This window comes from Methylomonas stagni (assembly GCF_050154735.1).
In the GTDB taxonomy this organism is placed as follows: domain Bacteria; phylum Pseudomonadota; class Gammaproteobacteria; order Methylococcales; family Methylomonadaceae; genus Methylomonas; species Methylomonas koyamae_A.
Window position 1 is genome coordinate 245,334 of sequence record NZ_CP189557.1, and the last position, 13,633, is coordinate 258,966.

Sequence of the window (13,633 nt, forward strand, 5' to 3'; positions counted from 1 at the left end):
CTACGAGGAAACGAAAGAGTGTTCGAGGTAATCAGAAACGGCGGCTGGATGATGGCGCCCATCATTTTATGTTCCATCGTCGCGATGGCGATTATCGGCGAGCGGTTTTGGTCGCTACGACGCAAACGGATTTTGCCGGTCGATCTGGTGCCTTACATTTGGCAGTTGCACCGCGAGCACAAGTTGGACGAGGCGGCGATCCGCCGGATCAAACTCAGCTCGCCGCTTGGGCGGATACTGGCGGCCGGCTTGGTCAATCGTAAGCATGGCCGGGAAATCATGAAGTCCAGCATCGAGGAAGTCGGCCGCCAGGTCGCTCACGAACTGGAGCGCTATTTGAACGCGCTGGGTAGTATCGCATCGATTACGCCGCTGTTGGGCCTGCTCGGTACCGTGGACGGCATCATTCGGGTGTTTTCCGACATCGCGGTCGGCGGTATGGGCGACCCGGCGGTGCTGAGCGGCGGCATCTCCGAAGCCTTGATCTGTACCGCTTCCGGCTTGACGGTTGCGATTCCCAGTCTGTTCTTTCATCGCTATTTCGAGCGTTTGGTCGACGACCACGTGGTGCGGATGGAAGAGGAATCGTTGCGTTTGATCGACATCATGCAGGGTGCGCGGGAGGAAGTCTGATGGACTTTCGCCGTAAGCGCCGGGCACCGGTCGACATCGGTTTGATTCCGATGATCGATGTGTTGCTGGTGTTGCTGTTTTTCTTCATGGTGGCGACCACGTTTCGGCATCATTCCGAACTGAAGATCAATCTGCCCGAAGCCCAGGGCAACGACACTCAGCCGCGAGGTAAGGAAATCAATCTTTACGTGGACGCCAAGGGCGTTTACGCGCTGGCCGGCGACGATAACCAGTTCCACGAACTGGTCAACCAAACTCCGGAAGGTTTGCGGGCCGAACTTGCGAAACTGGCCGGCGAAACCCGTTTGTTACCGTTCATCATCAGCGCCGACGGCAAGGCGCCGCACCAGGCCGTCGTCGGCGCGCTGGATGTCGCCAATCAACTGGGTTTTCATCATATTACCTTCGCCGTGAATAAGCCGGAGCCGCGATGAAAGCGAGGCTGATACGCTGGTTTGAGGATGCTTGGTACAAGGAAATGTATTTGTCCGCCTGGCTGATGCCTTGGTCGATGTTTTATGTCGATGCGATACGGCTGCGGCGCTGGCTTTACCGGGTCGGCATTTGGAAGACGGTCAAGCTGCCGGTGCCGGTAATCGTGGTCGGCAACATCACCGTCGGCGGTACCGGCAAAACGCCATTGGTGGTGTACGTTGTCGAATGGCTGAAAAGCCAAGGCTATCGGCCCGGCGTGATTAGTCGTGGCTACGGCGGCGCGAAAGACCAGAAGCCGCGCTGGGTCACCCCCGCCAGCGATCCGGCCCAGGTCGGCGACGAAGCGGTGCTGTTGGCGGCGCGTTGCGCCTGTCCGGTGGTGGTTGGCGCCGACCGGCCGGCCGCCGGCCGCGAGTTGCTGTCCAAACAAGCCTGCGACGTGCTGGTGTCCGACGATGGCTTGCAACATTATGCGTTGGCACGCGACATCGAAATCGTCGTGATCGACGGTCAGCGGCGTTTCGGCAACGGCTATTGCCTGCCGGTCGGGCCGCTACGCGAGCCGCCGGAACGTGTTAAGCAGGTGGATTTGGTCGTCGTCAACGGCGGTAACGAGCTGTTGGAACGCGAAATTGCCATGCAATGCCTGGGCGATGTGTTGGTCAATCTACAATCCGGCGAGCACCGGCCGCTGGCTGAGTTTGCCCGCCTGGATTGCCGGGCGATTGCTGGGATCGGTAACCCTCAGCGTTTTTTCCGGCAGCTGGCGGAGGCCGGTTTGCGGTGTGCCGGCACGGCGTTTCCCGATCACCATATCTATACCGCCGCCGATCTGGGTGGCGACGATGGCACACCGCTAATCATGACCGAGAAAGATGCGGTTAAATGCCGCTACCTTGCTCGGCCGAATTTCTGGTATCTGCCGATCGCCGCCGAATTGCCGGAGGCGTTCTCTCAACAATTGCTCACACTACTGAAAGATAAAGCCCATGGATAAAAAATTGCTCGAGATCTTGGCCTGCCCGATCTGCAAAAGTTCGCTGATCTACGACAAGGACAACCAGGAATTGATCTGCAAGGCCGACAAACTGGCCTTCCCGATCCGCGACGGTATTCCGGTGATGTTGGAAGACGATGCTCGCGAACTGAGTTTCGAAGAAGCGGAAGCCTTGCGCAAATGACCGCGTTCAAAGTGGTGATTCCGGCGCGTTACGCGTCCACCCGTTTGCCTGGTAAACCGTTGCTGGACATCGCCGGCAAACCGATGATCGCCCATGTTTGCGAGCGGGCGCTGGAAGCCGATGCCGAGCAAGTCGTCGTGGCGACCGACGACGCGCGCATCTTCGACACCGTCACCGCGCTGGGTATCGAAGCGGTGATGACCGATCCCGGTCATCAATCCGGCACCGAACGCATCGCCGAAGTGGCGGAAAAGCTCGGCTGGCGGGACGGCGACATCGTTGTCAATCTGCAGGGCGACGAACCGTTGATACCGCCGGCCTGTATCCGCGACGCGGCCGAAGCCTTGGCCGGACAAAAACAAGCCGGTATCGCCACGCTGGCCGCGAAAATCGAAGATGCGGACGAGATCTTCAATCCCAATGCCGTCAAAGTGGTGCTCGATCAACACGGTTACGCGCTGTATTTCAGCAGGGCGCCGATACCCTGGCATCGCGCCAGTTTCCCGGATTGCCGCGACACCGCCGGATTAAACATGCCTTATTTGCGCCACATCGGCCTTTACGCCTACACGGTCGGATTTTTAAAGCGCTATTGCGGTTGGAGCCCATCGCCGCTGGAAAGCGTCGAGGCGCTGGAGCAGTTGCGCATTCTCTGGCACGGCGAGAAAGTCTTGGTCAAGATCGTCGACCGGATCCCGGAAGCCGGTGTCGATACCGAGGAGGATTTGCGGCGGGTTGCGGCACGACTGGCGCGGGCTTAGATCAAGTGGTTTCACCTTGCATCGCTGGGCGTGTATCGCCGCGATTCCGCTCGGGTCCCGCGGCCGACAGCTTGGCTGATTCAAGCTTAATTCTAATGGTACAATACACGGCTTTATGCCTGCCGCCGGAATCGTGGCCGGGAAGTTGCAATTAACGTGTGGTTGTCTATGAGTAAACTGAAGTGTGCCGTGATCGGTGCGGGATATTTAGGGAAATTTCATGCGGAAAAATACGCGTCGTTGAAAGACTGCGAGTTAGTGGCGGTCGTCGACATCAATCCCGAAGCGGCACAGTTGGTGGCGGAAAAACATGGGGTCGAGGCCATCACCGATTATCGGGCGTTGCTGGGTAAAGTCGATGCGGTCAGCATAGTCGTTCCGACCAGTCTGCACCATCAGGTTTCCAAGGATTTTTTGAATGCCGGCACGCATGTCCTGGTCGAGAAGCCGATTACGGTCACGGTCGAGGAAGCCGACGAACTGATCGCGATTGCCCGCGACAAGCATGTGATCTTGCAAGTCGGACATTTGGAGCGCTTCAATCCGGCGGTGCGAGGTCTGGAAAAACTCGAAGAGAAGCCGCTGTTCATCGAATCTCACCGCTTGTCGCCGTTCAATCCGCGCGCCAACGACGTCAGCGTCGTGTTGGACTTGATGATCCACGATATCGACATCATCCTGGCCCTGGTCGATTCCGAAATCGAGAAAATCGATGCCAGCGGTACCTCGGTATTGACCCAGGGTACCGACATCGCCAATGCCCGCATCACCTTCAAGAACGGTTGCGTCGCCAACGTGACCGCCAGCCGGATCAGCATGAAAATGGAGCGCAAGATGCGGATGTTCCGGCCCAGTTCCTATATCTCGGTGGATTTTCAAAATAGGGTATTGATTAAGCATAAGACCGGCGACAAGGAAATGTTTCCCGGCATTCCGGAAATCGTCACCGAAGAGTCGGTGTTCGAAAGCGGCGATGCCTTGCTGGAGGAAATCAAACATTTCGTCGCCTGCGTGCAATCCGGCGACAACCCATTGGTACCGGGCGAAGCCGGCCGCAAGGCCCTGGCCACGGCGATCGAAATCAGTCAATTCTTAATTCAACGCTAGAGGGCTTGCGATGATTCCGATGGTCAACCTGAAGGCGCAGTTCGCCGACATTAAAGACGAAATCGAAGCCGGCATCGCCGCGACGATCGACAGTTGCTCGTTCATCCTCGGCCCCAACGTGCAAGCGTTCGAAAAAGAAGCCGCCGACTATTTGGGCGTCAAGCATGCCATCGGCTGCGCCTCCGGCACCGACGCCTTGCATTTGGCCTTGCTGGCGCACGGCATCGGGCCGGGCGACGAAGTGATTACCAGCGCGTTTACCTTCATCGCCACCGCCGAGGCCATCAAATATGTTGGCGCGACGCCGGTATTTGTCGATATCGATCCCGGCACCTTCAACATCACGCCGGATAATATCAAGCGTGCCATCACTCCGAAAACCAAGGCGGTGATGCCGGTGCATTTGTTCGGTCAACCGGCCGATTTGCCGGCGATCCGGGCCATTTGCGATAAACACGGTCTGAAGTTGATCGAGGACTGCGCCCAGTCCTTCGGCGCAACCGTCGCCAATCGTCAGACCGGCAGTTACGGCGACGCGGCCGGTTTCAGCTTCTTCCCCAGCAAAAACCTGGGCTGTTTCGGCGACGGCGGGCTGGTGACGACGTCATCAGACGAAGCCGCCGCCAAGATCAAGCAGTTCCGCAACCACGGCTCCGAAGTCCGTTATTACCACGACGTAGTCGGCTACAACAGCCGCCTGGATGAATTGCAAGCGGTCGTGTTGCGCGCCAAGCTCAAGCGTATCGATCAGTACAACGCGGCTCGTCGGCACGCCGCGCATTTGTATTCCAAATTGCTGGCCGATCTGCCGTTGACGACGCCATTCGAGGACGGCGTCGGCGTGCATGTCTATCATCAATATACGTTGTTGTGCGAGCGTCGCGACGAGGTGATGAAGGCTTTGCACGGCCGGCAAATCTCCAGTGCGATTTACTATCCGGTGCCCTTGCACAAGCAAAACGTGTTCAAGGACGATTGCGCCGGGCTGTCGTTGCCGGTGACCGAGGCCGTGGCCGCCGAATGCTTCTCGCTGCCGATTTGCTCCAATTTGGCCGACGACACCGTCGTTGAAATCGCCGATGCGATTCGCGGCGTCTTCCAAGCTTAATATCCAAGATGTAGGGTGGGCTAAGCACAACGCAGCCCACCAGCCACTCACAAATGACTAAGCGACCAGCGTACACGGTGCTGTTCAGCGCCGGCGAGTCCTCCGGCGACCGGCACGCCGCCCACATGTATCAGGCAATGCGCGCCACAGATTCGGGAGTTCGCGGCCTGGGCATGGGGGGCAGCGCGATGCGCGAGGCCGGCATCGACATCCGCTACGACTCGTCCGGTATCGGCGTGATCGGTCTGGTCGAAGTCCTCAAACACTATCGGGAAATCCGCCGGGCGCTCAAGATCATGCAGGCCTTGGTTGTCGCCGAAAAGCCGGATTTGCTGGTGTGTGTCGATTACAAGGAATTCAATCTGAAGCTGGCCCAATTCGCCAAGCGGCTGGGCGTTAAGGTGTTGTTTTACGTCAGTCCGCAAGTGTGGGCCTGGCGGCCGGGTAGGGTGCTTACCTACGGCAAAGCCATCGACATGATGGCGGTAATTTTTCCGTTCGAAACCCGTTATTATCAGGCCGAAGGCGTCCCAGTCCGCTATGTCGGCCATCCGTCGGTCGATAAAGTAAAACCGCTATACGGCCGCGACGAAGATTTCAGCCGGTTCGATCTGGACCCTCTGCGGCCGGTGATCGGTATCCTGCCCGGTAGTCGAAGCAATGAAATTAAGCGCATGCTGCCGGTGATGCTGGAGGCGGCCGCCATACTGGCCCGTCGCGCACCTAAACCGCAATTTCTGTTGCCGCAGGCCGATAGCGTGGATGACGAGCAAATCCAATCCGCGCTAAGTCACGCCGGTGTCACGGTCCATGTGGTAAAACATCAAACTTATGATGCGATTCAATGCTGCGACGCGGTGATGACCACGTCGGGTACCGCATCCTTGGAAATCGCGTTGCTAACGGTGCCGATGGTGATTGTTTACCGCTTGGCCGCGTTCAGTTATTGGCTGGGCAAGCGCTTGGTCAGAATTCCGTTCATTGGCTTGCCGAACATCATCGCCGGACGAGCCATCGTCAAGGAACTGATTCAGGATGACTTGACGCCGGACAATCTAGCGGCCGAAGTAGAACGTTTGTTGGCGGACCGTGCGTATCGGGAAAATCAAATCGCCGACTTGCGCTCGGTCAAGCAGGCGCTAGGCGAGGGCGGTGGTTCCGCGAACATGGCGACGCTGGCCTGGGAAATGCTGAAGGCCGGCGCTTAGCGCGGTTTTGGGCTATTATCTGCGCGTGGAGGATTCTTCTCGCACGCCGACGGAAGCGGAACATGAGATTGAAAAAACCTTGGGTTTTATCGTTAAGTTGTCGATCAGCGCCGGATTGCTGGCTTATTTGTTTAGCGTGGCCGACATCGATCAGTTTGTCGGACGCATCGCCAGCTTGGGCCCCGAGTTCGTGGTGTTCGGTTGGGTGTATTACGCGGTCTGCCAATGGATTTCGGCCTATCGCTGGCAATTGTTTCTGGTCGCCGAAGGTGCCAGCGTCTCGGTCTATCGATTGTTCAAATTCTACATGGTCGGCATGTTCTTGAACAATTTCATCCCCGGCGGTCTGGGCGGCGACATCGTTAAGGGCTATCGCCTGCATCAGACTATTAACAATCCAAACCTGGCCATCGTTTCGGTGTTTCTGGAACGCCTGACCGGTTTGGTCGGGTTGACGGTGTTGGCGGTTGCGGTTTCGCCGTTCAATCTGGTCAAGCTGCAATCGCAGACCGCGCTTTTGGCGGTGGCCGGATCGGCGCTGTTTTTGCTGCTGTTGATGCTGGTGATCTGGTGTCCGCCGATGGCCCGCTTGAACCTGTGGTTGTCTAAGAAGCTGTTTCCCAAGGCCTTGGGCGAAAAGATCGCCCAGTTGTATATGGCGCTGTATTCGTTCCGCAATCATCGGCGCACCTTGTTGGGGGCGACGGCGGTATCGACCGTGCTGCAATTGATGTTCGCCATCTACTACGCCTTGGCCGCCAAGGCCTTGCATATCGACGTCGATCCGATTTATTTCATTTTGTTTTTGCCGGCGATTACCATCGTGACGATGGTACCGCTGTCGATCGGCGGATTGGGCATCCGCGAGGGCGTCATGATCGGGTTGTTCGGCTCGGTCGGGGTGTCCAGCGCCGACGTGTTGTCGATTTCGCTCAGCGTCTACAGCATCAATTTACTACTGAGCCTGTTCGGCGGACTGATGATGTTCGAGCGTCGGAAGGCCGGTAACCCGCGAGAGGCCACTTAGCATGTTGGCGCGGCTGACCCAAATTCCCCGGAATTACTATTTGTTCGCGGTCGGTTGGTTCGCCGTGCTGTTAGGCGTCCAGGCCGGCTGGTATTCGATCCCGTCTTCGGCGGCGTCCAGCTTCGGCAGCGCGAGCCTGCAACTGAGCGAGCACGCGGCTATCGGCTGGGAATTCGCCGTGCGCGCCGGACTGCTCTGCTATGCGGGCTTGGCGGTCGCCGCGCTGCGCGGGACTGTCGTTTTTCGGCGGCGGGTGATCGGCGCCGGCTGGTTGTTGTTGCTGTTAACACTGGCGTTTCCGTATGTGATGAATCACTGGTATCCGGAATACGGGCTGGATACCCGGGTGATTTATCGGCAGGTGGATAGGGTGGTGGACGACATGGAGGCCGGCTTGAACTGGCAACACTTCGACTGGCGGGAGAGTCGGATCATAATGACTCAAATGCCGCCGGATACGCTCAGCGCCACGGTGTTCGAGGACGAATGGGGCGTCAAGGCGGCGTTGCCGGAATATCAGACTCATGTTTTGCAAAATGTGCTCGGCTATTCGAACGAGTTTTTGAATTCGGTCGGCAAGGGCTGGATCTTTGCGATTCTTGGGTTGATTCTGACCATATTGCCGGCCCGTTGGCTGATTCCGGTATCCGCCGAAGCTGAACGATCGTCGAGGCTTTGGCCGATGTTCGTCGTGGTATTGGCCGGTTTGTTAATACCTAAATGGCTGGCTTATTACTACGTCGATCAGGGTAAAACCCGTTATGCCGCGGGCAATTGGCACGAAGCGGCGGACGATTGGCGGCGAGCGGCGTTCTGGAATCCGGGTGTGGATTACGCCTTGCCGTATTTCGCCGATTTGGGCGAAATGGCGCAAGCAAAAGAATGCGTCGCTTGCCCGGAATGGCCGCTGTTCGAACTGGCCAAAGCAGTCAGGACCGGCAATTACGCGCGCGCCGAACAATTGGCCGGCGAGCCGCTGACCCAGCGCTTGGTCGAGATGCCGGCCTATCGATACTGGCTGTCGGCGGTGTTTCTCGAATACGGCGTGCAGGCGTTCAATGCCGGCCAGTACGGATTGGCCGAGGAATTGTGGAACAAAACCTTGGTGCAAATGCCGACCTCGGCGATGGCTTGGTATGGACTATCGTTGGTCTATTTGAAATACAAGCAATTCGAAAGGGCCGCCGAGGCGATCAATCAGGTGGTCGCCTTGCAGAAGTTCGTCAATTTCCGAAAGATGACGATCTCCGGACAATATTGGGCGACCAAAAGCTGGGCGGCGTTCCGGCGAGACGATCCGGTGGCGGCCCATCAGCTCTATACCAAATATCTGACGCCGGACAGTTGGAAATAATATGGGTACGAACGGGATTCGGCACTGGCTGCCGTCGTTAGGCGCATTGTTGGTGGCTTCGTTTTTGATCGCGTTGTGCCTGGCGAATTGGTTGCTACCGATTCGTCAGGGTCCGATTCGGGACCAAATGCCCGACGGTTGGATGGGCGCCGAGCATGCGGAGCGGCGCGCCTACTTTCGGCAGACATGGCGTTTGCCGTTCAAACCTGAACACGGCTGGGTCGCTCTGGCCGCCGACGATTACCAGCTGATGGTGAACGGCCGGGTGGTCTCGTGGAACAAATATTCGATCAACGCCTCGCTCCCTTTTCAAACCCGCTTTTCCGATCGTGCCCAGGGCCAAGTTCCCCATAGTTGGGATATGCCGCGCAACCCGACCTCGCAACGCGCCGCCAATGAAGAATGGCGCGTCTTGCACTACATCGACATCACCCCGTATTTACTGCCCGGCGAGAATACTCTGGCGGTCTACGTACAGTCGCAACACCTGCCGCGGCTGGCGATTAAGGGGGAGCCAGTGGCGAGGGGCTGACGGCTGAAATCGATGGACGCGCCGAGGCTTGGCGAGCGCTGGATGTGGCGGCCAATTTGACCGGTAAGCGATTTTTCGAACCCGGTTACAACGAAACAGAGTGGCCCGCCGCGCGGCCTTTGGGGGAATTGGAGAAGCCGGTTTACGCGCCGGTTGATCCGACGATATGGACGACACCGCGTTCCGAGTTGGGCTTGTCCGGCGTATGGTTGGCCGGCGATATGCGTCTAGCAACCGAATTGGTGGATTTGCATCGCGTCGCGGGCGATTCGGCCTGGGTCAGAATCGGCTGCGATTGGCCGTACTACCTGTTTTGGGATGACGAGTTGGTCGGTGCCGGCGGTGGCGGCGGCGGAATCGAAGCCTTCGATATGACCCGGTTTCTGGCTGCGGATCGAGGTCGGCTCAGCGTGCGGGTCGTTAGACCGAACAGCGAAACCGCTCCGCCGGTGTTGTTTGTCGATGGCCGTTTGGGCCAGCGGGTGTTGGACGGCGGTTTGCATTGGCAAACTCAAATTCAAGCGCATCCGGATTGGTTGTCCGGTGCCGGCCAATGGATCGCGGCCGCGACATTGTCGGCCGACAGTCGGTTGGGGGCGTTGAAGCTGCAAACCGCCGAGCCTATCGATGCCGACTGGATGGTTCAGTTTTTGAGCTTGTGGCTGGTATCGGCCGGCGCTTGTTGGTTGGCGGTGCGCTTGTTCCGGCTCGGGGCAGGCGCGTCGGCGGAAGGCTATGCCGGACGTGGACCGTCGGGCTTATTGGCAATCGGAGCGATTGCGGCGCTGATGCTGATTGCGTTGCGAGTCCGTTACGGCGAAACCGACAGTGTCCTGTGGTTGGAAGATCCTGTTTGGCGTCCGATCTGGATGGGATGGGTGCCGACAGTGACTTTGCTGTCTTGGTGGTTATTGCGCCGCCCTGCTTTTAGCGTGTCGTGGCCGGAGAAGGGGCGGTGGGTTCGCGACTCGCGTCTGTGGCTAGGGCTGACATTAGTGGCCGGTTTTGCATTGCGTTACTATCAGATTGGTTTCGACGATTTACAAGCGGACGAAAACGTCAGTTGGGACGCTTCGCGCGGTATCCTGAAGGGCTTGTCGCCCGAGGCGGTTTCCGGCGTGTTGTACACCCGTTCGCCGCTCTATCATTACGTGTTGGCCTTATGGTTGGCGGTCTTTGGCGACAGCAAGGAAATCGCCCGAGGTTTGTCGATAGTGCCGGGTTTGGGCGTGATAATCGCCGCGTATTTACTGACGCTAAGAATCGGCGGACGGCGCGGTTTGGCGCTGTTGGTCGCGGTATTGCTGGCCTTCGATCCGTGGCAGATCTTTATTTCCCGGATTATCCGGTTTTACCAGTTTATGCAGTTTCTGGGCGTGGTCAGCGTCTATCTGTTTTTGCGCGGCTTTATCTGGCGAGACGGTCGCCGCTACCAACATTGGTTCTTTGTATTCTGCACCGCGACGGCACTGAGTCAGGAAGTATTCGTGATTACCTTTCCGGCGTTTTGTATCGCCGGCTTTTTGTATTACAAACCGTTCGACTGGCGCGCAGACAGGTCGATATTGATCGGATTCGCGACGATGATGACGGTCACGATCGCCGATATGGTGATCTTTACGATACTGTGTTTGACCCCGCACGTCGGTATCGCGACGTCCAGCGATTCGATCATGAAGCTGCATTTGATCAACCCGCATGTCTTCATCAACTTGTTTTTGCTGGGCAACCAGCGCATGGCCCTGGCTTATAGCGTCTTGGTGGTTTCGGGGTTTTGGTATTGGTTCAGGGGCGGAAATCCAATCCGGCCATTGTCACGTTGTATTTGCTGGTCTTTGTCAGCGCATTCGTCGCGTCGGTGCTGTTAATGCAGATCGCCAATCGCTACGTGTCGCCGTTGTATCCGTTTCTGATCGTGTTGGCGGTGTTGACCGGGCGAGGTTGGATAGACGTGCTGGCTGAACGTATCTTCGGAACGGGCGCCGCCGTCGAGGTGTTGCGTAACCGGTGGCGAACCATCGTCGCAGGATTATTGCTGACCCTGGTTCCGTTTCAATCCGATCCTCTGGCGCTGGTGGATGCGTATTCGCGGCCGATCAATATGGGCCACGAAACCGCCTACCACTTTATCGCGGCGCAAAAGTCACCCGACGATAAGATCTTGACGGTATCGCCGATGTCGGCGGCGATAGTCATGGGTGGTGTCGATTACTATTTGATGGAAACCTTATCCTTCGACGAGGTATACCGGCACGCCTCGGTTCAGGGTCAAGTCGTGGATCGTTGGGCGGGCGGAAAACTGGTCACCAACCTCGAGGAATTGAGGCGCTTGTTCAATCAGCATCGACGGGTTTGGGTCATTACCGACGAGATGGAAAGCAAGAAAATGTCCGACGAGTTGCTTGGGTTTCTCGAGCGGACTAGCGAGGTCCGCTACGAATTCTTCGGCGGCAAGGTCCTGTTATGGGATGCCGGACGCGGTCTGTATTGAGTCTAGCTAGTCTCTAGAATGGGGCCGACGACGAAAAAAGAGTTCCGCAAGCGCCGATGCGCGCGGAGGGTGGAGAAATGCATTTGCTAAACTATGTTAAATGACATAATATTTTCGCGGCATATCGCTTAACTGTTTTGTTGTTTTTAAGGTATTTGAATTTTTTCTTGGAAATTCAATATCTAGGCTTGTGGCATTGTTTGTGCTCTCTTAGGAAATAGTGTGTTTTCACTTTTCCATCAGAGGTAGCAACATGGCGCAAGAATTGATCGTCACGAATTACGAAACCACTGCCCAACACTTAAACACCGGCGGTTTAGTCCTGGGCGCCGGGCTGGCAATTGCTTCGATGATTCTGGTACCGGCCCTAGCGATGCGTTTGGGGTTAAGCACCAGCTTGACCGGCGCGTTGCGCATCGCTTTGATGAAGGCATCCAGCAAAGCCGCGCGTGGTAAGTGCTGAACGGTAAAGTGTGCCTGTGATTTCGTCATCCATTAGCCGCCACGGGCCAAGGCGTTTATAATTCCTCCGGTTTCAGGCAAGGAATGATTAGGATTGGATGATATGGCGACGACCGAAAACGATAAAAACTGCGATTTGTGCGGGCTGACTGTCGAAGTCAGCGGTTTTGAACTTAAAACCGTCGAGGGCGACAAACAGTTCTGTTGCGAGGGTTGTAAGGGCATCTTTCAGATGCTTCATGAAGAACTGATACTACCCGACGACCACGATACAAAATCCCAACCTACTCGGAGCTAACCAGAGGATCGTTATGGCGCACAATCACGACAAGCAGGCGCGTTCACCCGACTCGTCGATGAGTAAGCAGGTTGTCGCGGGAACACTGGCTACCGCAACCGTCAACACTGGAGGAAAATTGATGAGCAAAATTGCAAAACATCCGATTTTATTGTTTGGCGCCGGCATGGTCGCCGGTTATTTCGTATACAAATACCGAAAAGAAATCGTAGCCAGCGCGGCAAAGACTATCGACGCCGGTAAGGATTTCGTATTGCATCAAAAGGAAACGCTGGAAGACATCGTCGCCGAAGCGAAAGAAGAGAATTGATCGCGTTGATGCGAACCCGGTTCTTCGATTCTGTTTTAAGAACGGGCGACAGCCGGCAAAGGTGTCGCCCGTCTTTGTTTCTATCCCATTGATATGGCCATACAAAGAGAATTTGTTCTGCGTTATCGCCACGAGGGCCACCTGCGCTTTCAACTGCCGGAGCGTGCTTGTCGGCCAAGGGCCGCCGAGGCGCTGGTAAACCGGATTCGCGAGCTGCCGGGTGTCCGAGCAGTCGATTTGTTTCGCGGCCAACGCAAGCTGGCGATCCGTTTTCAAGAAGCGGTCTGCGACTTTACCGGTTTGGCGCGCGCCATGCACAAAGCACTGGCGGAGTTGGAAGCTGAAGGGTGTTTCGACGACATCCCCGCGACGAAAGCGGCCGGCCGTTTGGCCCTCGGGATCAAGCGGCGACTGAAAAACACGCGGGTTGGCGCTTGGTTCGGTGAGAAAGTCCAGGCAGGCAAGGAAACCGTCGAGGCGGCCAAAGTGCTCGGCAAACTCAGTAGTAAAGGCCCCAAAGCCTTATTCAAGGATCCCGAGAAAGCCGTGATCGACTTTCTGAACGACGTGTTGGTACTGTATTTGATCAAAGCGCACTGGCCGCGAATTACCCAGCAATGGCTGCCCAGACCATGGACCTACCGCTACGAATGGCTGGCGGTGTTTTATATGTTTTTCTTGTTGGTCAGATCCCGTAGACCCAAATAAGCCGACTGGCCGTGGCCC

The 13,633-nt window shown here is 56.9% G+C and carries 17 protein-coding genes; all 17 read left to right on the forward strand.

Annotated elements, in window-relative coordinates:
• The first annotated feature begins 18 nt into the window (after nucleotides 1-18).
• The 17 genes from ACP4CD_RS01120 to ACP4CD_RS01200 all read left to right on the forward strand — a co-directional run bounded on the left by ACP4CD_RS01120 (nucleotide 19) and on the right by ACP4CD_RS01200 (nucleotide 13,615).
• A complete protein-coding gene (locus tag ACP4CD_RS01120; RefSeq protein ID WP_064028594.1) occupies nucleotides 19-633 on the forward strand; it encodes a MotA/TolQ/ExbB proton channel family protein in 615 nt (204 codons plus the stop codon).
• Complete coding sequence (locus ACP4CD_RS01125) at nucleotides 633-1,067, forward strand: ExbD/TolR family protein (RefSeq protein ID WP_281020850.1); 435 nt, start codon at nucleotides 633-635, stop codon at nucleotides 1,065-1,067. The genes ACP4CD_RS01120 and ACP4CD_RS01125 overlap by 1 nt, the downstream gene beginning before the upstream one ends.
• Entirely contained in the window at nucleotides 1,064-2,065 is a 1,002-nt protein-coding gene (lpxK, locus tag ACP4CD_RS01130) for a tetraacyldisaccharide 4'-kinase (protein WP_426993039.1), read from the forward strand. Before ACP4CD_RS01125 ends, lpxK begins: the two co-directional genes overlap by 4 nt.
• On the forward strand, nucleotides 2,058-2,249 hold the full coding sequence (locus ACP4CD_RS01135) for a Trm112 family protein (protein WP_064028587.1): 192 nt from the start codon (nucleotides 2,058-2,060) through the stop codon (nucleotides 2,247-2,249). Before lpxK ends, ACP4CD_RS01135 begins: the two co-directional genes overlap by 8 nt.
• Nucleotides 2,246-3,010, forward strand: a complete 765-nt coding sequence (kdsB, locus tag ACP4CD_RS01140; protein ID WP_426993040.1) for a 3-deoxy-manno-octulosonate cytidylyltransferase — start codon at nucleotides 2,246-2,248, stop codon at nucleotides 3,008-3,010. The genes ACP4CD_RS01135 and kdsB overlap by 4 nt, the downstream gene beginning before the upstream one ends.
• Before the next feature lie 168 nt (nucleotides 3,011-3,178).
• Nucleotides 3,179-4,117: a Gfo/Idh/MocA family protein gene (locus ACP4CD_RS01145; RefSeq protein WP_064028583.1), complete on the forward strand. Its 939-nt coding sequence runs from the start codon at nucleotides 3,179-3,181 to the stop codon at nucleotides 4,115-4,117.
• Between the two features lie 10 nt (nucleotides 4,118-4,127).
• The gene (locus ACP4CD_RS01150; protein WP_426993042.1) at nucleotides 4,128-5,225 is read left to right on the forward strand and encodes a DegT/DnrJ/EryC1/StrS family aminotransferase; all 1,098 of its coding nucleotides are present in this window, start codon (nucleotides 4,128-4,130) and stop codon (nucleotides 5,223-5,225) included.
• A 53-nt stretch (nucleotides 5,226-5,278) separates the two neighbouring features.
• Nucleotides 5,279-6,433 (forward strand): lipid-A-disaccharide synthase, encoded by a 1,155-nt coding sequence (gene lpxB / locus ACP4CD_RS01155; RefSeq protein WP_064028579.1) that lies wholly within the window; start codon nucleotides 5,279-5,281, stop codon nucleotides 6,431-6,433.
• Between the two features lie 25 nt (nucleotides 6,434-6,458).
• Nucleotides 6,459-7,460, forward strand: a complete 1,002-nt coding sequence (locus ACP4CD_RS01160) for a lysylphosphatidylglycerol synthase transmembrane domain-containing protein (protein WP_426993044.1) — start codon at nucleotides 6,459-6,461, stop codon at nucleotides 7,458-7,460.
• 1 nt (nucleotide 7,461) lies between these two features.
• Nucleotides 7,462-8,814 carry a tetratricopeptide repeat protein gene (locus ACP4CD_RS01165; protein WP_426993046.1) on the forward strand — a complete coding sequence of 451 codons (1,353 nt, stop codon included), beginning with the start codon at nucleotides 7,462-7,464 and terminating at the stop codon, nucleotides 8,812-8,814.
• A 1-nt stretch (nucleotide 8,815) separates the two neighbouring features.
• On the forward strand, nucleotides 8,816-9,346 hold the full coding sequence (locus tag ACP4CD_RS01170) for a hypothetical protein (protein ID WP_426993047.1): 531 nt from the start codon (nucleotides 8,816-8,818) through the stop codon (nucleotides 9,344-9,346).
• A gap of 44 nt (nucleotides 9,347-9,390) precedes the next feature.
• Nucleotides 9,391-11,214 (forward strand): phospholipid carrier-dependent glycosyltransferase, encoded by a 1,824-nt coding sequence (locus tag ACP4CD_RS01175; RefSeq protein WP_426993048.1) that lies wholly within the window; start codon nucleotides 9,391-9,393, stop codon nucleotides 11,212-11,214.
• Complete coding sequence (locus ACP4CD_RS01180; RefSeq protein WP_426993049.1) at nucleotides 11,166-11,837, forward strand: hypothetical protein; 672 nt, start codon at nucleotides 11,166-11,168, stop codon at nucleotides 11,835-11,837. Before ACP4CD_RS01175 ends, ACP4CD_RS01180 begins: the two co-directional genes overlap by 49 nt.
• A gap of 253 nt (nucleotides 11,838-12,090) precedes the next feature.
• Complete coding sequence (locus ACP4CD_RS01185; protein WP_064028571.1) at nucleotides 12,091-12,300, forward strand: hypothetical protein; 210 nt, start codon at nucleotides 12,091-12,093, stop codon at nucleotides 12,298-12,300.
• Between the two features lie 102 nt (nucleotides 12,301-12,402).
• Nucleotides 12,403-12,597, forward strand: coding sequence for a heavy metal translocating P-type ATPase metal-binding domain-containing protein (locus tag ACP4CD_RS01190; protein WP_082885523.1), 195 nt, complete (start codon nucleotides 12,403-12,405; stop codon nucleotides 12,595-12,597).
• Between the two features lie 121 nt (nucleotides 12,598-12,718).
• Entirely contained in the window at nucleotides 12,719-12,907 is a 189-nt protein-coding gene (locus tag ACP4CD_RS01195; RefSeq protein ID WP_082885522.1) for a hypothetical protein, read from the forward strand.
• A gap of 93 nt (nucleotides 12,908-13,000) precedes the next feature.
• Nucleotides 13,001-13,615 carry a hypothetical protein gene (locus tag ACP4CD_RS01200; RefSeq protein ID WP_071155610.1) on the forward strand — a complete coding sequence of 205 codons (615 nt, stop codon included), beginning with the start codon at nucleotides 13,001-13,003 and terminating at the stop codon, nucleotides 13,613-13,615.
• Nucleotides 13,616-13,633: the final 18 nt, after the last annotated feature.